We start from the raw sequence: 20,448 nt of genomic DNA on the forward strand, positions 1-20,448 counted from the left end.
AACTCCTACAGGATGGCCGCGTCCGATGCCACCGGGCCGCACCGGGACGGCGCCCGGCCCCTTGTCTGGGTCGCGGCGGCACGTCAGGTTGCGGGTTGGACGGCCGACAGCCCAGGAGAAGTCCCATGACAGCGATCCGCGACATCCCGGTCAAGCGCATCGACGGCAGCGATGCCACCCTCGGGGACTATGCCGGCGACGTCCTGCTGGTGGTCAACGTCGCCTCCAAGTGCGGACTGACGAAGCAGTACGACGCGCTGGAAACGCTCTATACCAACCACCGGGAGCGCGGCCTCACCGTGCTGGGCTTCCCGTGCAACCAATTCCGCGGCCAGGAGCCCGGCAGCGACGTCGAGATCGCCGAGTTCTGCAGCAGCACCTATGGCGTCGACTTCCCGATGTTCTCCAAGATCGAAGTCAACGGGCCGGACCGGCATCCGCTCTATGCGGCGCTGCTGCAGGCGGCCCCGCAGGCGCAGCAGAATCCGGACGGCGCCTTCCGCGAGCGGCTGGCCTCCTTCGGCCACGCGCCGCCGCCGGAGGACGTGTTCTGGAACTTCGAGAAGTTCCTGATCGGACGCGACGGCAGCGTCGTTGCCCGCTTCTCCCCGGACGTGCCGCCGGACCACGCCCTGGTCACCGACGCCGTCAAGACCGAGCTCGCGAAGCAGCCTCAGACCGCCGGCCACGCCGGATGACGGATTTCGCCGGTCTCGACATGCTGTTGTCGCGGGTGTCGGTGTCCAGGCTGGTCGAGCCGGCGCCGGAGGGCGACGTGCTGGAGCGCATTCTCGCGGCCGGGCTGCGCGCCCCGGACCACGGCCACCTGACGCCCTGGCGCTACGTGCTGATACGCGGCGAGGCCCGCACCCGCATGGCGGACCTCGTCGAGGCCGCGCTGCGGGCACGCGACCCGGAGGCGCCGGCCGCGCTGATCGACAAGCAGCGCGGCAAGTTCCTGCGCCCGCCGCTGACCATCGCGCTGGGTGCCCGCCTTCGCGTCGACCACAAGGTGCCGCAATCCGAGCAGATGCTGGCGGTCGGCGCCGGCGCGATGAACCTGCTGAACGCGATCCATGCCACCGGCTTCGGCGCGATCTGGGTAACCGGCGCCAATGCCTACGATCCGCTGGTGCAGGCCGGACTTGGTTTCGAGGCGCCGGATACGCTCGCCGGCTTCCTGTTCGTCGGCACGCCGGCGGAGCCGCCGCAAGCCGCGCCGCGCCCGTCGCTGGCCGGGCATGTCGTCGTCTGGCCGGCGCACGCCGAAGCGTGAGCCAGGCGAGCGTCAGAACTGCTTGATGACGCCCTTGGCGAGAATGATGTTGCCGTAGAGGCGGGTCTCGCCGGTCTGCACGATCGCGAAGGCGCTCTTGGCAAGCTCGTAGAACGCAAAGCGCTCGACGCTGGCGGGCCTCGGTCCGTCATGCGCGGCCAGGATGGTGGCGAAGTCCCGCACCGCTTCCGGGACGATGTCGGCGTCGCCCACCACCTGCATCGTCACCGCCGGGTCGGGGATGAAATCATCCAGCGGCAGCAGCGACAGCACCGCGCGCAGTACGGCACCGGCATCGATGCCGGGCAACTCGTGCAGCAGCCGCGCATTCGAGGCCCCCGGGAAGTTGGCGTCGACGATGGCGATGCGGTCGCCGTGGCCCATCGCGGCCAGGGTATGCAGCAGGCCGGGGGTGAGCAGGGGGTCAATTCCACGCAGCATGGTACGAACGCTCTCCCAGCCCGATTTCATGACGAGCCGATTTCGACTGTGTCTATTTTGAGCAGTCTGCTTAGCCTCTGAACCGGAATGTTTCCAGTGCCTGCGAGCGCATCGTGGTCGAGTAGCCGGGCGCGGTGGGGGCCTGGTAGGCGGCGTCGCGTATGATGCAGGGGTTGAGGAAGTGCTCGTGCAGGTGATCGACATACTCGATCACCCGGTCCTGCATGGTGCCCGAGATCGCGACATAGTCGATCATCGAGAGGTGCTGGACGTGTTCGCACAGCCCGACGCCGCCGGCATGCGGCCACACCGGCAGGTTGTATTTGTCCGCCATCAGCAGCACCGACAGCACCTCGTTGACCCCGCCCAGCCGGCAGCTGTCGATCTGCACGATGTCGATCGCGGACCGCATCATGAACTGCTTGAACAGGATGCGGTTCTGGCACATCTCGCCGGTGGCGACGCGCACCGGCGCCACCGCCTCGCGTATGGCGCGATGGCCCTCGACATCGTCCGGGCTGGTCGGTTCCTCGATGAAGTACGGGTTGCAGAACGAGAGCTGCCGCACCCAGTCGATCGCCTGGCCGACATCCCACACCTGGTTGGCGTCGATCATCAGCCGGCGGTCGGGCCCGATCACCTCGCGCGCGATGCGCAGGCGCCGGATATCGTCCGCTAGGTCGTGGCCGACCTTCATCTTGATATGGGTGAAGCCCTGCGCCACCGCCTGCTCGCAGAGCCGCGTCAGCTTGGCGTCGTCATAGCCGAGCCAGCCGGCCGAGGTGGTGTAGCAGGGGTAGCCGTGCTTCAGCAGCGTCGCGATCCGCTCGGACTTGCCGGCCTGCCTGTCCTGCAGCCGCTCGATCGCCTCGTCCGGCGTGATGCAGTCGGTGATGTAGCGGAAATCAACGCAGCGCACGAGTTCGGCAGGGCTCATCTCGCCGACCAGCCGCCAGAGCGGTTTGCGATCCGCCTTCGCCCAGAGGTCCCACGCCGCATTCACCACCGCGGCGGTGGCGAGATGCATCACGCCCTTGTCGGGACCGATCCAGCGCAGCTGGCTGTCGGACGTCACGTGCCGCCAGAACCGCGCCGGGTTCTCGCGTATCCAGTCGAGGTCCAGCCCGATCACGCGGCTCGCCAGGGCGTCGATGGCGCGGCAGCAGATCTCGTTGCCGCGACCGATGGTGAAGGTGAGGCCGTGGCCTTCCAGCGACGCATCGTCGGTCAGCAGGATCGCGTAGGCGGCGGAATAGTCGGGGTCCGGGTTCATCGCATCCGAGCCGTCCAGGCCAAGCGAGGTCGGGAACCGGATGTCGAGGCTGCGCAGTCCGGTGATCCGGGTCATGGTGATGTCTCCAGGGTCTGGCTTGCACGGACGGAAGGCTCGTCGACGAACACGATGGAGGCGAGCAGCGTTTGTCGTGCGGAGCGAAGATGCGTGCGGCAGGCACGGTCCACCGCTACGCGGTCGCGGCTGCGCAGGGCGGCGATATAGGCAAGGTGCTCGTCGATCGCGACCCGGTTGCGACGGGCCGCATCCGACTTGTTCCAGCGATAGTGGTAGTGGAACACCAGGGCGATGACGTCGTAGAAATCCGTCACGAAGCGGTTGTCCGACGCGGCATGGATAAGCCGGTGGAAGCGTTCGTCGAGGATGGCGAAGTCGGCCTCGTCGATCGGGTCGTGCCGCCGCGCGGAATCATGCAGCGCCTCGATCTGCGCGAGGTCCCGCCAGGCCGGATGCTCCGGCGGCAGGCCGATGAAGTGTTTCGCCGAGCGCTGCTCGAACATCTCGCGCACCTCGGTCAACTCCAGCGCGAAGGCGCGGGTGAAGCCCTTCAGGATCCAGGTGCTGTTGCGTCGCTTCTCGATCAGCCCATACCGGCTGAAGCGGATCAGGAACTCGCGCACCGACGACGTGCTGACGCCGACCTCGCGCGCCAGCTCCAGTTCATTGATGCTGCCGCCCGGCAGGCTCCCCTCGGCGAGGATCTTCTGCATGAAGCGGCGTTCGATCACTACCGCGATCGGATCGACCTCGTCCTTCGGAAAATAATCCTGTTCCGCCGGCAGCCGCAGGATGCGCCTGGCGTGCGGCACGGGGGCCAGCAGGCCCTGTTCGGCGAGGCGGTGCAGGATGGCGCGTATGGTGGTCCGGCTGACCTGAAGCGCGGCGCTCAGCTCCGGCTCCGACGGCAGCGCCGCCTGGTCCGCGATCAGGTCGAGGCTGCGATTATATGCCTGCTTGAACAGGGTGTTCGGCTTCGACATTCTTCCCAGTCGCCAGGCTGTCCTCTTGCGGGATGCCCGTATCGTTGTGCCTGTTGACAGCGTGGCCTGTTCCTTATCCTATAAGAAACACAGGTGGGCAATACCCGCCCGGGTGACCGGCCGAGAGAGCCGAACAGGGAGAACGACATGAGCATTATATCGTCGACCGGGCGTCGTCGCGCACTCGGCGCGCTGGCGGGTGCCGCGCTTATCGCAGGCGCGCCGGTCGCGGGCGCGGTGCGGGCTGCCGAAACGATTCCGGTGATCGTCAAGGACACCACCGCGGAATACTGGCAGATCGTGCAGGCCGGAGCGCGCAAGGCCGGCAAGGATCTCGGCGTCAACGTGCCGCTGCTCGGCGCGCAGAGCGAAGCAGACATCCCCGGCCAGATCACCGCTCTCGAGAATGCGGTTTCCGAGCATCCGGCCGCCATCGTGATCTCGCCGACGCAGTTCGCCGCCCTCGGTGCGCCGATCACCGACGCCGCCAAGTCGGTCAAGATCATCGGCATCGATAGCGCCGCCGACACCGATGCGTTCACCTCGTTCCTCACCACCGACAACGTCGAGGGTGGCCGCAAGGCGGCGGATGCGCTGGGCGCCGCGATCGCCGCCAAGAACGGCAGCGCCAAGGGCGACGTCGCGGTGATCGTCTCGCTGCCGGGCGTGGGCTCCCTCGACCAGCGCACGCAGGGCTTCAAGGAAGAACTCGGAAAGAAATTCCCTGACCTGAAGATCATCGCGGTGCGTATCGGCGACGGCCAGGTCACCACCGGGCTCAATATCGCCAACGACCTGCTGACCGCGCATCCGAACCTGGTCGGCATCTTCGCGTCCAACCTCACCATGAGCGAGGGTGCGGGTCAGGCGATCGCCGAGATCCATCCGCCGAAGCTGAGCACGGTGGCGTTCGACAGCGACCAGAAGCTCGTCGGTTTCCTGAAGGACGGCACCATCGCGGCGATGATCGTGCAGGACCCGTATCGCATGGGCTATGACGGGGTGAAGACCGCGCTTGCGGCGTCGCGCGGGCAGCCGGTGCCGAAGAATGTCGATACCGGCGTCAACGTCATCACCAAGGCGAACCTCGACACGCCGCGCTCGCAGGAGCTGCTCAACCCGAAGCTGAACTGAGCAACTGCCGTGACCACGATCATGGAGCTGCGTGGTGTCGACAAGCGGTTCACCGGCACCTACGCGCTGAAAGCGGTCAGCCTCGCCTTCGAGGAGGGTGAGATCCACGCCCTCGTCGGCGAGAACGGCGCCGGCAAGTCGACCATGATCAAGATCCTCACCGGTGCATATGAGCGCACCGGCGGGGAAATCCGCTGGCGCGGCGACGAGGTTGCGCTGGCCACCCCGCACGACGCGATTGCGCTCGGCATCAATGCGGTGCACCAGGAAGTCGTGCTGTGCCGGCATCTCGATGTCGCGGCCAACATGTTCCTGGGCGACGAGCGCAGCGGCGGCGGCTTCCTGCAGAAGCGCAGGATGCGTCGGGAGGCGCAGCGCGTGCTGGACGATCTCGGCTTCCACATCGACGCCGGCGCCATGCTCGGGGAGCTTACCATCGGCCAGCAGCAGCTGGTCGCCACCGCGCGGGCGGCGATGCGCGGCACCCGCTTCCTGATCCTCGACGAGCCGACCGGCTACCTGACCCGCCAGGAAACCGACCAGCTGTTCCGGCTGGTGCGCCGGTTGAACGCGGATGGCGTCACCATCGTCTATATCAGCCACCGCATGGAGGAGATCTTCGAGCTCTCCCACCGGGTCAGCGTGCTGCGCGACGGCGTGCTGATCGCGACCCATGTCACCGCCGAGACCGATGAGCGTGCGCTGATCCGTGACATGGTGGCGCGCTCGATCGAGGAAGTGCACTACAAGGAGGAGGTGTCGCAGGGCGAGACGCTGCTGCGCGTCACCGATTTCAGCGGGCCGGGTTTCAACGATATCAGCCTCGATGTGCGCAAGGGCGAGGTGGTCGGGCTGTATGGCCTGGTCGGCGCCGGCCGCAGCGAGTTCGTGCAGTGCCTGTTCGGCCGCACCCGCGCGACTGGCGGCACCGTCGAGTTCAAGGGCAAGAGCGTCGACATCAGGCGCGAGCGGCAGGCGATCGATCTCGGCATCGCGCTGGTGCCGGAAAGCCGGCGCGACCAGGGTCTGTGCCTCAATCTCGGTGTCGGGTTCAACCTCAACGCACCGATCTTCGACCGCCTGAGCCGCGGGCCCATGATGGATGCGGGCGCCGAGCGTCGCGCTGCCGGCGGGCAGATACGCGACATGCGCATCGTCACCGCCTCGCAGGGTGCGCTGGCCGCGACGCTGTCCGGGGGCAACCAGCAGAAGATCGTGATCGGCAAATGGCTGAGCCATGGCGCCGACCTGTTTATTTTCGACGAGCCCACCGTCGGCGTCGACGTCGGCACCAAGGTCGAGATCTACAAGCTGATCGCCAAGCTGCTGCATAACGGCGCCGGCGTGATCCTGATCTCGTCCTACCTGCCGGAAGTGCGCGACCTCGCCGACCGGCTGCACGTGTTCCGCGCCGGCAGGCTGGTGGCGAGCTACCGGCCACGCGAGGTGGAGCAGGAAACCATCCTCAGGGAGGCGATCGGTGTCTGAAGTCGCGCGCGAGGTGCCGGGTCTGCCGGTGCCGAAATCCGGCGCCCGCAAGCGCTTCGCCTTCCTGCTCAGCCTGACGCTGCTCGGGCTGCTGCTGCTGCTCTGGGTGATCCTGGCGATCTCGACGGACAGTTTTGCCACCACCGGCAATTTCGTGAACCTGATGCGGCAGGCGTCGCTCTGGACCATCATCGCGATCGGCCAGACCTTCGTCATCATCACCGCCGGCATCGACCTGTCCGTGGGTGCCGTGGTCGGCCTAGCCAGCACGGTGGTGGCGATGCTGCTGGTGGCGCACGTGCCGATCGCGCTGGCGTGCCTGATCACCCTGGCGATGGGTGTCGCCATCGGCATGTTCCACGGCTTCGCCATCGTGCAGATGCGCCTGCCGCCGTTCATCACCACGCTGGCGACCCTGACCGCGCTCCGTGGCATCGGGCTGCTGATGACCGGCGGCCAGACCATCGCGGGGTTTCCGCGCAGCTTCGGCGCGTTCTCGCGCGGCGCCGTGCTGGGCATTCCGAACCTGTTCTGGATGGTGATCCTGGTGGCGATCCCGGCCGGGCTGCTGCTGCACCAGACGCGCTGGGGCCGGCATATCTATGCGGCCGGCAGCAATCCGGAGGCGGCGCGCCTGTCCGGCATCAATGTCGGGCGCACGATCTATCTCGCCTACATCATCTCGGCGACGCTGGCGGCGTTCGCCGGCATCCTGACCGCGTCGCGTATCGGCATCGGCGTCGCCACCACCGGCGATGGCTGGGAATTGCAGTCGATCGCCTCCTCGGTGATCGGCGGCACCTCGCTGTTCGGCGCGGTCGGCACGGTGATCGGGCCGGTGCTGGGCGCGATCCTGCTGACCACGATCAACAACGGCGCCAACCTGCTCAACGTGAACCCGTTCTGGCAGCGGGTGATCACCGGGGGATTGATCATCGTCATCGTGTATTTCGACCAGCGCCGCCGGAGGCGTTCGTGAAGGCTCTGCTGTGCGAGGCGCCGGGTCGCCTCCTGGTGGTGCAGCGGCCGGATCCGGTTCCCGCTGACGGCGAGGCGATCCTGCGTATCCGGCGCGTCGGCGTGTGCGGCACCGATTTGCACATCTTCGAGGGCTCGCATCCGTTCCTGCAATATCCGCGCGTGATGGGGCATGAGCTTGCCGGCGAGGTGGTGCATGCCCCGTCCGGCAGTGCGCTGCGGCCGGGGCAGGCGGCCTACGTGGTGCCATACCTGTCGTGCGGGGAATGCCGTGCCTGCCGGCGCGGGCTGACCAACTGCTGCCGCAACATCTCCGTCCTCGGCGTGCACCAGGATGGCGGCATGGCGGAACTGCTTGCGGTGCCGGCGGGGAACGTGGTGCCGCTCGACGGTATCGGCCTCGACGAGGCGGCGATGGTGGAATTCCTCGCCATCGGCGCGCACGGCATCGCACGTGGGATGGTCACCGCGCAGGACCGAGTGCTGGTGGTAGGAGCTGGGCCGATCGGCATCGCGGCGATCCTGTTCGCCAAGGCCCGCGGGGCGAAGGTCAGCGTCATCGACCGCCGGCAGGACCGGCTCGACGTGGCGCTCGCCGCGCTCGGCGCCGATGCGGTGCTGCTCGCCGACGCCGACGCCGAGGCAAAGCTCGCCGAGGCGACACGAGGAGAATTCTTCGACGTGGTGGTGGATGCCACCGGCAACGTCGGCTCGATACGCAACGGGCTGCGCTATGTCGGCCATGGCGGCCGCTACGTGCTGCTCAGCGTGGTGCGCGAGGAGATCGGGTTCTCCGATCCGGAGTTTCACAAGCGCGAGACCACGCTGCTGGCCAGCCGCAACGCGCTGCCGGCTGACTTCGCCGAGGTGGTGACGCGCATGCGCGAGGGCAGCATCCCGGTCGCGGCACTGCGCACCCATCATGCAACCCTCGACGAGGCGGTGGCGCAGTTTCCGGGCTGGCTACGGCCGGAGGCGGGCGTGATCAAGGCCACCATCGAGGTATAGCGTGACCGTCACCCCCATCGTGCAGTTCGGCACCAGCCGCTTCCTGCAGGCGCATGTCGACCTGTTCGTCTCCGAGGCGCTGGCCTCCGGCGACGCGCCCGGACCGATCACCGTGGTGCAGACCACCGACAGCGCGGACAGCGCGCGTCGCGTGGCCGCCTTCAATGCCGGGCCGTTCCCGGTGCAGATACGCGGCCTCGAGAACGGCGCCGTGGTGGACCGGCGCGTCGAGGTGTCGAGCGTGACCCGCGCGCTGCAGGCCGCACGGGACTGGGACGCGATCGAGGATATCGTGGTGCACGAGGCCCGGGTGCTGGTCTCAAACACCGCCGAGCGTGGCTACGACCTGCACCCCGACGATGCGCAGGGGCCCCTGCACGCTCGTTCGTTTCCGGCGCGGCTGGCGCGGCTGCTGCTGGCACGCTACCGGCATCGCGCCGAGCCGCTGGAGATGTATCCGTGCGAGCTGCAGGTCGGCAACGGCGGCATGCTGCGCGACATCGTGCTCGCCGCGAGCCGCGAATGGGATGCGCCGGACGGGTTCCGCGAGTGGCTGCAGGTGCGCTGCCGCTGGGTCAACACGCTGGTCGACCGCATCGTGCCGACGCCGCTGCAGCCGATCGGCGCGGTGGCCGAACCGTATGCGCTCTGGGCGATCGAGGCACAGCCCGGCCTGGTGCCGTTCTGCCGGCATCCCTGCATCGAGGTGGCGGCGTCGCTGGAGCGCTACGAGCAGCGCAAGCTGTTCATCCTCAATCTCGGCCACAGCGTGCTGGTGTCGCGCTGGCAGCAGGACGGCCTGCCGCCGGAGATGACGGTACGCGAGATCCTGGAGATCCCGGAGCAGCGCGATTTTCTCGATGCGGTGCACGAGCAGGAAGTTCTGCCGGTATTCGCGGCCGTCGGCGACGACGGTGCGCCCGCCTATCGCGCCACCACCATGGACCGCTTCCGCAACCCGTTCCTCGACCACCGTCTCGCCGACATCGCGCGCAACCACGAGAGCAAGGTTCGCATCCGCATCGGCGGCGTGCTGGACCTGGCGCGGCGGGTGGCGCCGGAGCAGCGCATGGACCGGCTGCGAGCGGTCCTGCAGGCGGCCGCGTGACCATGACAAGCAACACGAGCAACAAGGAACCAGGTTCGATGACGAGCAGGATTGCAGGTCTTGGCTTCGCCGCGATGCTGCTGCTGTCGGCGGCGCATGCGGATGCAGCCACCGCGGGCAAGCGGATCGCGCTGTCCAACAACTATGCCGGCAACAGCTGGCGGCAGACCATGCTGACAAGCTGGACGGACGCCACCGGCCAGGCGGTGAAGATGGGCATCGTCAAGGAGGCGCCCGCCTTCACCACCGCCGAGAACCAGGTCACCGAGCAGGCCGCGCAGATCCAGAACATGATCCTGCAGGGCTACGACGCCATCGTCATCGACGCCGCCTCGCCGAATGCCTTGAATGGCGCGATCAAGTCGGCCTGCGATGCCGGCATCACCGTGATCTCGTTCGACGGCGTCGTCACCGCGCCGTGCGCGTGGCGGCTGACGGTGGACTTCAAGGGCATGGGCGCCGAGCAGGTCGAGTATCTCGCGCAGCGGCTGCCGCAGGGTGGCAACCTGATCCAGATACGCGGCCTCGCCGGCACCTCGATCGACGACGCCTTCAACCAGGGCATGCTGGACGAGCTGAAGCGGCATCCGAACTTCCATCTGGTCAGCACGGTCTACGGCAACTGGACGCAGACGGTGGCGCAGAAGGCGGTCGCCGGCGTGCTGCCCGGGCTGCCCGATATTGCCGGCGTGCTGACCGAGGGCGGCGACGGCTATGGCGCGGCGCAGGCGTTCTCGTCAGCCGGCCGGAAGGAGCCGATCATCATCATGGGCAACCGCCAGGACGAACTCGCCTGGTGGAAGCAGCAGCACGACAAGGACGGCTACACCACGATGTCGTCCAGCATCGCGCCGGGCGTGGTGACGCTGGCGTTCTGGGTGGCGCAGCAGGTGCTCGACGGCCACCCGCCGCCGAAGGATCTGCAGGTTCCGTACCTGAAGATCAGCCAGGACACGCTGGCCGACACGTTGGCCAAGACCCCGAGCGGCGGCCTCGCCAACAAGCTCTACACCCAGCAGGATGCCGAGCAGCTGCGTGCCGTTGGCCACTGAGTCAAGCCATGCGGACCGGGCGCACAGCCTGGTCCGTTTCACCGAAATCGCCAAGAGCTTCGGCCCGGTCCGCGCCCTGGACGGCGTCGATCTCACCATCGAGGCGGGCGAGTGCCTGGGACTGGTCGGCCATAACGGCGCCGGCAAATCGACGCTGATCAACCTGCTGACCGGGGCGCTCGCCCCGACATCGGGCAGCATGGAGGTCGCGGGCGCGCCCGGTTCTGTGCACGATCCGCGCGCGGCGCGGGCGCTCGGCATACGCTGCGTGTTCCAGGAATTGTCGCTCTGCCCGAACCTGACGGTGGCGGAGAACACGCGTCTGGTGCATCCCGGCCTGCGTGGCTGGAACTGGTCGCGCCGGGCGGCATCCCTGATCGAGGCAGCACTCGACACGGTGTTTCCCGGCCACCGCATACGCGCCGGCGCCACGGTGGCGTCGCTGTCGCTGACCGAGCGTCAGATGGTGGAGATCGCGCGCGCCTTCACCACCACCGACATCGCACCCAGGCTGGTCATTCTCGACGAGCCGACCTCGTCGCTCGACGCCTCCACCGCGTCGCAACTGCTCGCGCATATCGGGCGCGTGACCCAGCGGGGCTGCAGCGTGCTGCTGGTGACGCACATGCTGCACGAGGTGCTGGAGAGTGCCGACCGCATCGCGGTGATGAGCGACGGCCGCGTGGTCGGCTGCGATCCCGCCGGCGTACATGATCGCGACAGCCTGGTTGCGCTGATGAGCGGCGGCACGCACCGGGCCTCGGTAGCGCGCCTGGCGGCGGATCGTCGCACCGGCAGCAGCCAGGTGCTGCGGGCGACCCCAAAGGGTGGCGAGCCGCTGGTCGCCAACCAGGGCGAGGTGATCGGCCTCGGAGGCCTCGCGGGGCACGGGCAGACCGAGTTCCTGGTCGACCTGTTCTCGGCGCGCACGATGGCGATGGTCGCCGGCGACCGCAAGCGCGACGGCGTTTTTCCCCTGTGGTCGATCGGCGAGAACATATCCGTGGGCGCCTATCGCAAGCATCTGCGGCACGGCTTGCTGAACCTCGCGAGCGAAGAGGCGTCGGCGGAGGAGTGGCGCGGCCGGATGAAGATCCGTGCGCCCGACATGGGCAACCCGATCCTGTCGCTCTCGGGCGGCAACCAGCAGAAGGCGCTGTTCGCGCGCGCGCTCGACAGCGACGCGGGCATCATCCTGATGGACGACCCGATGCGCGGCGTCGATGTGCAGACCAAGCAGGATGTCTATGCGATGATCCGCGCGCAGGCGGCGGCCGGACGCACCTTCCTCTGGTACACCACCGAGATGGACGAGCTGTACGAGTGTGACCGCGTCTACGTGTTCCGCGAGGGCCGCATCATGGCGGCACTGGGTCCCGACGAGATCACCGAGGAACGCGTGCTGCAGGCGTCGTTCTGATGGGCCGTGCAGTCCTGCCCGTGCGTGTCGATGCGCGCCTGCTGCTGCCGGTGGCGACGTTCGTGATCCTGCTCGGCGCCATCTTCTGGCTGCAGCCGCGCACGATGAGCTATTTCGGCCTCAACCTGATGCTCAACCTGGCGGTGCCGCTGGCACTCGCCACCATCGCGCAGATGATGTTCCTGACCATCAACGACCTCGACCTGTCGATCGGCAGCTTCGTCGGGCTGGTCGCCTGCATCACCGCGACCTGGCTGCATGACCGGCCCTGGCTTGGCGTGCTGGCGCTGCTCGGCTGCATCGCGGGCTATGCCGCGGTCGGCGCGCTGGTGCAGTGGCGGCAGCTTCCGTCGATCGTCGTCACGCTGGGGCTTTCGTTCGTCTGGCTCGGGCTCGCGATCCTGCTGCTGCCGTCGCCGGGCGGCAACGCGCCGGATTGGCTCGCGAGCTTCGTGGGCTTCCACATGCCGCTGGTGCCGCTGCCGATCGTGGCCTGCGTGGTGATCGGCCTGTTCACCCACGTGTTGATGATGCGCACCTCGTTTGGCGTGGTGCTGCGCGGCATGGGCGGTTTCTCGCGTGCGGTGGAACGCGCCGGCTGGTCGGCATTGCGTGCGCGCATGACGCTGTACGCGCTGGCCGGCTGCTTCGGCGTGCTGTCCGGGCTGGCACTTGTCGGACTGACCACGTCGGCCGACGCCAACATCGCGCAGCGCTACACGCTGCTGTCGGTGGCGGGCTCGATCCTGGGCGGCTGCAGCTTCTTCGGCGGCCGCATCGCGCCGATCGGCACGGTGATCGGCGCGCTCACTCTTGCCCTGGCCAGCTCCGCGCTCACCTTCCTGCATCTCGGTGCCGACTGGCAGGTTGGCGCACAGGGCGCGATCCTGATCGCCGTGCTGGCGTTGCGAGCGCTTACCGGCCGGGAGCGCGAGGCGTGAGTGCGATGTCCGCGCGGCTGCGCTGGCTGGTCCGGCAGCCCTGGTCATGGTCGTTCGCTGCCGCCATCGTGGTCTGGCTGGTGGCGGCGGTCGCGGCCGGGCAGGGCGCCGGCGGGGCGCTTACCGCGGCCCTCGCGTTCGGCACCTTCTACGTGATCGTCGGCCTCGGCCAGATGGTGGTGGTGACGCTCGGCCCCGGCAACGTGGACCTGTCGATTCCGTCCACCATCGCGCTCGCCGGCGTCATCGGCATGAAGGTGATGGACGGCAGCAACGGTGGCATCGTGCCGGGCATCCTGGCGGCACTGGCGGCGGGTGCAGCGGTCGGGCTCGCCAATGCCGGGCTGGTGTTCCTGCTGCGCATCCCGCCGATCGTGGCCACCCTGTCGGCGAGCTTCATCGTGCAGTCCATCGCCATCGAGATCGGCGGCGGGCTGCTGGTGAAGCCGCCGCCGGCGCTGGCCTGGTTCGCCACCGCAGCACCGCTCGGGTTGCCGCTGGCGGCATTGGTGGCGCTGGCGTTGAGCCTGCTGGTGTCCCTGGTGCTGGCGCGGACAATCTTCGGACGCACGGTGTCGGCGATCGGACAGAACCGGCGGGCGGCAAGGCTGGCGGGGCTGCAGGTCAACCTGGTGGCGGTGGCGACCTATGCGCTGTCTGGCGTGCTCAGCGCCGTGTGCGGCGTGCTGCTGGCGAGCTTCTCCGGCGGAGCGTCACTCGATATGGGGGTGGAGTATCTACTGTCCTCGATCGCGGTGGTTGTGATCGGCGGGACCTCGGTGAATGGCGGCCGGGCTAGCCCGGCGGGGGTGTGGGGGGCGGCGCTATTCCTGTTCCTGCTGGTGTCGATGCTGAACACGCTGGGGTTCGGGGCCGGGACCCGGATGGTGTTGACGGGGCTGGTGATTATCGGAGTGATTACTGCGGCGGGGGGAGAGCGGGCGGCGTGACTGCGCGGTAGATCGCGATGAGATGCCCGCGAATTAGTCCCGGTTATTCAACTGGCCCGACGCTCAACGCCATGTCGGCACACTCAACGCCCGCGAGGGGAAGCGCGGCCCGACTTGTCCGCTGGGCGCCGCGCACGGCGTGGCACCCGGGCGGCGGAGCTCGCGCGACCGGAACGAGGCGGAGGCGGCGTCGCTCGTCGTCACCGCGTAGCCCTAAGTTCTGATCGTCGGCACCGCAAGCACGCATCCGGCCCGACCAAGCCGTCCATCCGCCTGATGTAGCAGGCGGCGTCACTACGCAGACTTTACGTACATCTTGTCAAACGCACATCGCCGCTTTACGTCCGCATCGGCCAGGATACTGCACATGATGCTCCGCTGGTTCGAGTCTCCCGTTGAAGCATCCGTCCTACGCGTAGTCCGCGCCCTACTGGCCAAGACTCGCCGGGCGCTCCCGCGATGAGCCGAGCAAAATCCCCCTCCACCATCGCGCGCTTCGTCCTCCCTGCCACGGTGGTCGGCATACACGACCCCGACCAGCTCGCCCATCTCGCCCGCCTGCTCGAGCAGAACGATCCGGCGCGGCAGGATGTCGTCCTGGTCGCGGTCCACGCCGGCGCACCGGGCGAGGGCGAGGGCGAGGATGCGGAGCAGATCGTCGGCGACTGGGAGACGCGGGTGTTCACCACCGCGGTTGCCGCCGCCGAGGATGCCGGCAAGCCGGTGGCGCTGGTCGGCACCTCCGGCAAGCGGCCGTATCGCGTAGTGCTGGAGGCGGCCAGCTGCCTGCAGTTGCAGCGCGTGGTGTTCGGCGCGTCGGAACTCGGCATCGGCAGGCAGGCCCGGCAGATACGCGCAGACTGGCACGACATCGGCGAGAACCGTCCCGTGCGCTTGGAGATCCTGCCGGACGACGGGCCGGCCACACGAATCGAACTGGAGCCGGCCGTCGCCGCGCATGGCTGAGCGCGCCGCTGCCGGCTCCAGGCTGGTGATCTACGCGGCGCTGGCCGGCAACCTTGCCGTGGCCGCCGTCAAGCTTGCCGCCGGCCTGTTCACCGGCAGCTCGGCTATGCTCAGCGAGGCGGCGCATTCGCTGGTCGATACCGGCAACCAGGGCCTGCTGCTGATCGGCCTGCGCCAGGCGGCGCAGCGTCCGACTGCGAGCCATCCCTTCGGGCACGGGCTGCGGCTGTATTTCTGGAGCTTCGTGGTCGCGATCCTGATCTTCGGCCTTGGCGCCGGGGTGTCGATCTATGGCGGTGTGCTGAAGATCGTCTCGCCGCGACCGGTGACCGACATCTGGGTGAACTACTGGGTGCTGGGCGCCGCGTTCCTGATCGAGGGCACCACCCTGGTGATCGGGCTGCGCGAGTTCAGGCGCAGCAAGGACAGGCGCGGCTGGTTCGAGGCGCTGCGGCACAGCAAGGACCCGACGGTGTTCACCGTGCTGATGGAAGATTCCGCAGCGCTGCTCGGCATCTGCGTGGCGGCAAGCGGCCTGCTGCTGTCGCAGCTGCTGCACGCGCCGGTGTTCGACGGCATCGCCTCCGTGCTGGTGGGGATCCTGCTGGCCTGCACCGCGTGGTTCCTCGCCAGCGAGTGCCACGGCCTGCTGGCCGGCGAGGCGGCGGCGCCGGAGATCTGCGACAACGTGCGCCGGCTGGCGCAGCAGCCCGGCGTGCGCAGGGTCAACGATGTCATGTCGATGCATTTCGGCCCGAGCGACGTCCTGCTCGCACTCAGCCTGGATTTCGAGGACGAGATGTCCGCCGGCGCGGTGCAGGATGCGGTGACCCGGATCGAGCAGGGCATCCAGCGCGCCCATCCGGAAATGACCCGCATCTTCGTCGAGGCGCAACGGACCCAGGCGCACCGGTCGGGATTGCGCAGCGCCGCGGTCTGACCGCACCGCCATTGCCCTCGGCCCGGTTTCGGGTGGATGCTTCCCTCAACGAACAATACGGGAGGCAGTGCATGCGTCGGGACACAGCCCGGCATGTCCAGGCGCCGCACGGTGCCGCCCGGAGGCCAGCCAGCCATTCCGAGGAGGTCCGCCATGTCGACAACCCTTGAGCCCGCCACCGTCCTCGATGCGCCCAGCCGCGCCGCCGCCGACTGGCTACGGCAGTTCGACCACGCCCTCCGCACCAACGACGGTGCCCAGGCCGCCCGGCTGTTCGAGCCCGCCGGCTTCTGGCGCGACCTGATCGCCTTCACCTGGAACATCAAGACCCTGGAGGGGCGGGACGAGATCACCGCCATGCTCGACACCACCCTCCCGCACATCAAGCCCCACGACTGGCGAATGAGCGAGCCGGCGACCGAGGCGGATGGCGTGGTCACCGCCTGGTTCGACTTCGAGACCGCGGTCGCCCGCGGCAAGGGCCTGTTGCGGCTGCGCGACGGCCTGTGCTGGACGCTGCTCACCACCGCCGACGAGCTCAAGGGCCACGAGGAGAAGCGCGGCGCGACGCGTCCGCTCGGCGCCGCGCACGGCGTGGCACCCGGGCGGCAGAGCTGGCGCGACCGGCGCGAGGCCGAGGCGGCGTCGCTCGGCGTCACCACGCAGCCCTACGTGCTGATCGTCGGCGGCGGCCAGGGCGGGCTCGCCCTCGGCGCCCGGCTGCGCAACCTCGACGTGCCGACGCTGATCGTGGACGCGCATCCCAATGCCGGCGACCAGTGGCGCCGCCGCTACAAGTCGCTCTGCCTGCATGACCCGGTCTGGTACGACCACATGCCGTACCTGCCGTTCCCGGAGCACTGGCCGGTGTTCGCGCCGAAGGACAAGATCGCCGACTGGCTCGAGGCCTACGAGAAGACGATGGAGCTGGCCTGCTGGCATTCCACCGTTTGCACCAAGGCGCATTACGACGATGACGCCCAGGAGTGGGAGGTGACCGTCGAGCGCGGGGGAAGCGAGATCACCCTGCGTCCGAAGCATCTCGTGCTGGCGACCGGCATGTCCGGGCTGCCGAACGTGCCGGCCTATCCGGGTGCGGAGAGCTTCACCGGCGAGCAGCACCATTCCAGCAAACATCCGGGCGGGGAGGCCTGGCGCGGCAGGAAGGCGGTGGTGATCGGGTCGAACAACTCGGCGCACGATATCTGCGCCGACCTGTGGGAGAACGGCGCCGACGTCACCATGGTGCAGCGTACGTCGACGCTGGTGGCGCGGTCGGACAGCCTGATGGAGCTGGCCACCGGCGTGCTCTATTCGGAGCAGGCTGTCGCCAGCGGCATCACCACGGAGCGTGCGGACCTGATCTTTGCCTCGCAACCGTACCGGGTCATGCCGGATCTGCAGACGCCGGTGTTCCGGGCCATTCGCGACCGCGACGCCGAATTCTACGCGCGCCTCGAGCAGTCCGGATTCATGCTGGATTTCGGTGACGACGAGAGCGGGCTGTACATGAAATACGTCCGCCGCGGTTCGGGCTACTACATCGACGTCGGTGCGTCCGAGCTGATCGCCAACGGCAGCATCAAGCTGAAAAGCCGTGTCGGGGTCGAGGCGATCCGCGAGCGCTCGGTGCTGCTGACCGACGGCACCGAACTGCCCGCCGACCTCATCGTCTATGCCACCGGATACGGGTCTATGAATGGCTGGGCCGCGCGGCTGATCAGCCAGGAGGTTGCCGACCGGGTGGGAAAATGCTGGGGGCTCGGCTCAGGCACCCTGAAGGATCCGGGGCCGTGGGAGGGCGAGCTGCGCAACATGTGGAAGCCGACCCGTCAGGACGGCCTGTGGTTCCACGGCGGCAACCTGCACCAGTCGCGCCATTATTCGCTCTACCTGGCGCTGCAGCTCAAGGCGCGGCTGGAAGGTATCTCGACGCCGGTGTACGGCCTCGGCGAGGTGCACCACCTGTCGTAAGGGGGAGCACCTCGCCGATCATCCTGGTCCGATCTAGAGACGCAGCCCGCCGCCGACCTGCAGCGTCTCGCCGGTGATCCAGCGACCATCCTCGGACACCACGAACGCGACCGCGTCGGCGATGTCGGCCGGCGTCCCGATGCGTCCGAGCGGCGTGCGCGCGACGAACGGCGCGGCACCTTCCTCGCCCATCTCGCTGGTGCCTTCGGTGGCGGTCAGGCCGGGAGCCACGCCCACCACACGGATGCCGCGCTGCCCGAGTTCGAGTGCGAGCGAGCGGGTCAGGTTGTCGACCGCGCCCTTGGTTGCGCTGTACGCCTGCGCCTGCGCGATCGGCGTGACACCGGCGCCGGACGAGATATTGACCACCACGCCGCCGGTGGCCGGAAACGCCGCCGCCGCCGCCTGCGTCGCCAGGATCAGGCCCCTGACATTCAATCCGAATTGGCGGTCGATCGATTCCGCGGTGATGCTTGCGAGATCTCCGAACTCGTAGATCCCGGCATTGTTGACAAGAATATCGACATGACCGAATGCGGCCCTCGACTTCTCGAACAATGTCTTGATCTGCTCGGGCTGCGAGATGTCGGCCTGCACCGCCGTCGCCTGTCCGCCGGCCTCCCTGATCGCCGAGACGACGCGTTCCGCACCGTCCACGCTGCGTGCGTAGTTGACGACGACGCTTGCACCGTCCGCCGCCAGTCTCAGCGCGATGCCGGCGCCGATGCCCTTTGAAGCGCCGGTGACGATCGCGACCTTGCCATTCAACCTAGCCATAATTGTCCTCCATTAACATACTGACCGGTAGGATAATGGGATGCCCGGCGGCGAGCGCAAGCGGGTGTCCGCCGCCACTTGCATCCATCCCGCCCAACGGCTTCTATGCCTGCAACAATCACGCTCCCGGGAGGAGCGAGCCGGTGGACAATACGACCGTGGACCAGGGCAATTACGACCCCGCCAATCCGGCGCCGGGCGTGCCGGCGATCGAGATGCGCGGCATCTCGAAGACCTTCACCGGGGTGAAGGCGTTGCGCGACGTCCGTCTCAAGGCCTGGGGCGGCGAGATCATGGCTCTGATGGGCGAGAACGGCGCCGGCAAGTCCACCCTGATGAAAATCCTGTCCGGGGCGCATCGCGCTGATGCCGGCGGCGAGATCCTGATCGACGGCAATCCGATCGTGATCGACGGGCCGCAATCCGCCCGGCGCGCCGGCATCGCGATCATCTACCAGGAGCTGGCCCTCGCGCCGAACCTCACAGTCGCCGAGAACATCTATCTCGGCGACGAGATCAGCCATGCCGGCGGGCGCATCGACCGCCGCGCGATGGAGACGAGTTGCGCGCCGGTATTGGAACGCCTCGGGGCGCCCTTCGGTCCGCGCGCGCTGGTCGGCACGCTGTCCATCGCCGAGCAGCAGATGGTCGAGATCGCACGCGCGCTGCACGGCAAGTCGCGCATCCTGGTGCTCGACGAGCCGACCACCGCACTCAGCTCGCGCGAGACGGACCGGCTGTTCCGGCTGGTCAAGCAGCTCCGCACCGAGGGCATCGCGATCATCTATATCAGCCACCGCATGGCCGAGGTCTACGAGCTCGCCGACCGCGTCACCGTGCTGCGCGACGGCAGCTACGCGGGCGATCTCGGCAAGCGCGACATCAACGCCGAGGCCATCGTGCGCATGATGGTCGGGCGCGACCTGTCGAGCTTCTACACCAAGGAGCACGACCCCGACGTCGTGCACCCGCACCTGGTGCTGGAAGTGGACGGCCTGACCGATGGCGGGCGCCGGGTGAAGCCATGCTCGTTCTCGATCAACCGCGGCGAGGTGCTCGGGCTGGCCGGGCTGGTCGGCGCCGGGCGCACCGAGCTGGCGCGCCTGATCTTCGGCGCCGATCGCGCCACCGGCGGCACCATCAGGCTCGACGGCGTACCGGTCACCGTCAGCGGCCCGGCCGAGGCACTGGAGCGGGGGATCGCGTATCTCACTGAGGATCGCAAGGCGCTCGGGCTGTTCCTCGACATGTCGTGTGGCGCCAACATCAATCTCGGCGTCATCGCGCGCGACGCGAAAGGCGGCATGGCGCTCGACCTGAAGCGGGCGGCGCAACGTGCGACCGATGCGTTCCGCAGCCTGCGTGTGCGCGCGGCCAGTCCGCTGGTTACCGTCGGCAGCCTTTCCGGTGGCAACCAGCAGAAGATATTGCTCGCCCGCCTGCTGGAGACCGGTCCGAAGGTGCTGATCCTGGACGAGCCGACGCGCGGCGTCGATGTCGGCGCGAAGTCGGAGATCTACCGCATCATCGACGAGCTTGCGCGCAAGGGGATCGCGATCCTGGTGATCTCGTCCGAGCTGCCCGAGATCGTCGGCATCTGCGACCGCGTGCTGGTGATGCGCGAGGGCGCCATCGTCGGCAGCGTCGGGGGTGCGGGCGGCGAGGCAATCACCCAGCAGAACATCATGGCACACGCCGCCGGCATGGAAGCGGCCTAGGAA

General features: G+C 68.2%; 19 protein-coding genes. 15 read left to right on the forward strand and 4 right to left on the reverse strand.

Annotated features, from left to right (window positions below):
• Positions 1-125: 125 nt before the first annotated feature.
• Positions 126-698 carry a glutathione peroxidase gene (locus tag FE263_RS07210; RefSeq protein ID WP_138325284.1) on the forward strand — a complete coding sequence of 191 codons (573 nt, stop codon included), beginning with the start codon at positions 126-128 and terminating at the stop codon, positions 696-698.
• Positions 695-1,276, forward strand: coding sequence for a nitroreductase family protein (locus tag FE263_RS07215; protein WP_138325285.1), 582 nt, complete (start codon positions 695-697; stop codon positions 1,274-1,276). The genes FE263_RS07210 and FE263_RS07215 overlap by 4 nt, the downstream gene beginning before the upstream one ends.
• A 12-nt stretch (positions 1,277-1,288) precedes the next feature.
• On the opposite strand, the gene FE263_RS07220 is transcribed toward FE263_RS07215, so the two are convergent.
• The 3 genes from FE263_RS07220 to FE263_RS07230 form a co-directional block, all read right to left on the reverse strand.
• Entirely contained in the window at positions 1,289-1,717 is a 429-nt protein-coding gene (locus FE263_RS07220; protein WP_138325286.1) for an RbsD/FucU family protein, read from the reverse strand.
• Between the two features lie 70 nt (positions 1,718-1,787).
• Positions 1,788-3,065, reverse strand: a complete 1,278-nt coding sequence (locus FE263_RS07225; RefSeq protein WP_138325287.1) for an L-fuconate dehydratase — start codon at positions 3,063-3,065, stop codon at positions 1,788-1,790.
• On the reverse strand, positions 3,062-3,991 hold the full coding sequence (locus tag FE263_RS07230) for a GntR family transcriptional regulator (protein WP_138325288.1): 930 nt from the start codon (positions 3,989-3,991) through the stop codon (positions 3,062-3,064). Before FE263_RS07230 ends, FE263_RS07225 begins: the two co-directional genes overlap by 4 nt.
• A gap of 147 nt (positions 3,992-4,138) precedes the next feature.
• Here FE263_RS07230 and FE263_RS07235 point away from each other — a divergent pair, with 147 nt between their 5' ends.
• The 12 genes from FE263_RS07235 to FE263_RS07290 all read left to right on the forward strand — a co-directional run bounded on the left by FE263_RS07235 (position 4,139) and on the right by FE263_RS07290 (position 17,950).
• Positions 4,139-5,125, forward strand: coding sequence for an ABC transporter substrate-binding protein (locus FE263_RS07235; protein ID WP_138325289.1), 987 nt, complete (start codon positions 4,139-4,141; stop codon positions 5,123-5,125).
• Between the two features lie 9 nt (positions 5,126-5,134).
• Positions 5,135-6,613: a sugar ABC transporter ATP-binding protein gene (locus FE263_RS07240; RefSeq protein WP_205880300.1), complete on the forward strand. Its 1,479-nt coding sequence runs from the start codon at positions 5,135-5,137 to the stop codon at positions 6,611-6,613.
• Positions 6,606-7,592, forward strand: a complete 987-nt coding sequence (locus FE263_RS07245) for an ABC transporter permease (RefSeq protein WP_205880301.1) — start codon at positions 6,606-6,608, stop codon at positions 7,590-7,592. Before FE263_RS07240 ends, FE263_RS07245 begins: the two co-directional genes overlap by 8 nt.
• Positions 7,589-8,599: a zinc-binding alcohol dehydrogenase family protein gene (locus FE263_RS07250; RefSeq protein WP_138325290.1), complete on the forward strand. Its 1,011-nt coding sequence runs from the start codon at positions 7,589-7,591 to the stop codon at positions 8,597-8,599. The genes FE263_RS07245 and FE263_RS07250 overlap by 4 nt, the downstream gene beginning before the upstream one ends.
• 1 nt (position 8,600) lies before the next feature.
• Positions 8,601-9,707: a mannitol dehydrogenase family protein gene (locus FE263_RS07255; RefSeq protein ID WP_138325291.1), complete on the forward strand. Its 1,107-nt coding sequence runs from the start codon at positions 8,601-8,603 to the stop codon at positions 9,705-9,707.
• Between the two features lie 38 nt (positions 9,708-9,745).
• Positions 9,746-10,759: an ABC transporter substrate-binding protein gene (locus FE263_RS07260; RefSeq protein WP_138325292.1), complete on the forward strand. Its 1,014-nt coding sequence runs from the start codon at positions 9,746-9,748 to the stop codon at positions 10,757-10,759.
• Positions 10,743-12,179, forward strand: coding sequence for a sugar ABC transporter ATP-binding protein (locus tag FE263_RS07265; RefSeq protein WP_408886156.1), 1,437 nt, complete (start codon positions 10,743-10,745; stop codon positions 12,177-12,179). The genes FE263_RS07260 and FE263_RS07265 overlap by 17 nt, the downstream gene beginning before the upstream one ends.
• Positions 12,179-13,120, forward strand: coding sequence for an ABC transporter permease (locus tag FE263_RS07270; RefSeq protein ID WP_138325294.1), 942 nt, complete (start codon positions 12,179-12,181; stop codon positions 13,118-13,120). Before FE263_RS07265 ends, FE263_RS07270 begins: the two co-directional genes overlap by 1 nt.
• A 5-nt stretch (positions 13,121-13,125) precedes the next feature.
• Entirely contained in the window at positions 13,126-14,070 is a 945-nt protein-coding gene (locus tag FE263_RS07275; protein WP_138325693.1) for an ABC transporter permease, read from the forward strand.
• Between the two features lie 459 nt (positions 14,071-14,529).
• On the forward strand, positions 14,530-15,036 hold the full coding sequence (locus FE263_RS07280; protein WP_138325295.1) for a hypothetical protein: 507 nt from the start codon (positions 14,530-14,532) through the stop codon (positions 15,034-15,036).
• On the forward strand, positions 15,029-15,976 hold the full coding sequence (locus FE263_RS07285) for a cation diffusion facilitator family transporter (protein ID WP_138325296.1): 948 nt from the start codon (positions 15,029-15,031) through the stop codon (positions 15,974-15,976). Before FE263_RS07280 ends, FE263_RS07285 begins: the two co-directional genes overlap by 8 nt.
• 153 nt (positions 15,977-16,129) lie before the next feature.
• Positions 16,130-17,950: a flavin-containing monooxygenase gene (locus FE263_RS07290; RefSeq protein ID WP_138325297.1), complete on the forward strand. Its 1,821-nt coding sequence runs from the start codon at positions 16,130-16,132 to the stop codon at positions 17,948-17,950.
• Positions 17,951-17,983: 33 nt separating this feature from the next.
• Here the strand turns inward: FE263_RS07290 and FE263_RS07295 are convergent, their stop codons facing one another.
• Positions 17,984-18,727 (reverse strand): SDR family NAD(P)-dependent oxidoreductase, encoded by a 744-nt coding sequence (locus FE263_RS07295; RefSeq protein WP_138325298.1) that lies wholly within the window; start codon positions 18,725-18,727, stop codon positions 17,984-17,986.
• 143 nt (positions 18,728-18,870) lie between these two features.
• Between FE263_RS07295 and FE263_RS07300 the strand changes: the two genes are divergently transcribed.
• A complete protein-coding gene (locus FE263_RS07300) occupies positions 18,871-20,445 on the forward strand; it encodes a sugar ABC transporter ATP-binding protein (protein WP_240759140.1) in 1,575 nt (524 codons plus the stop codon).
• Positions 20,446-20,448 lie beyond the last annotated feature (3 nt).

The organism is Lichenicoccus roseus, from assembly GCF_005844085.1.
Classification (GTDB): Bacteria; Pseudomonadota; Alphaproteobacteria; order Acetobacterales; family Acetobacteraceae; genus Lichenicoccus; species Lichenicoccus roseus.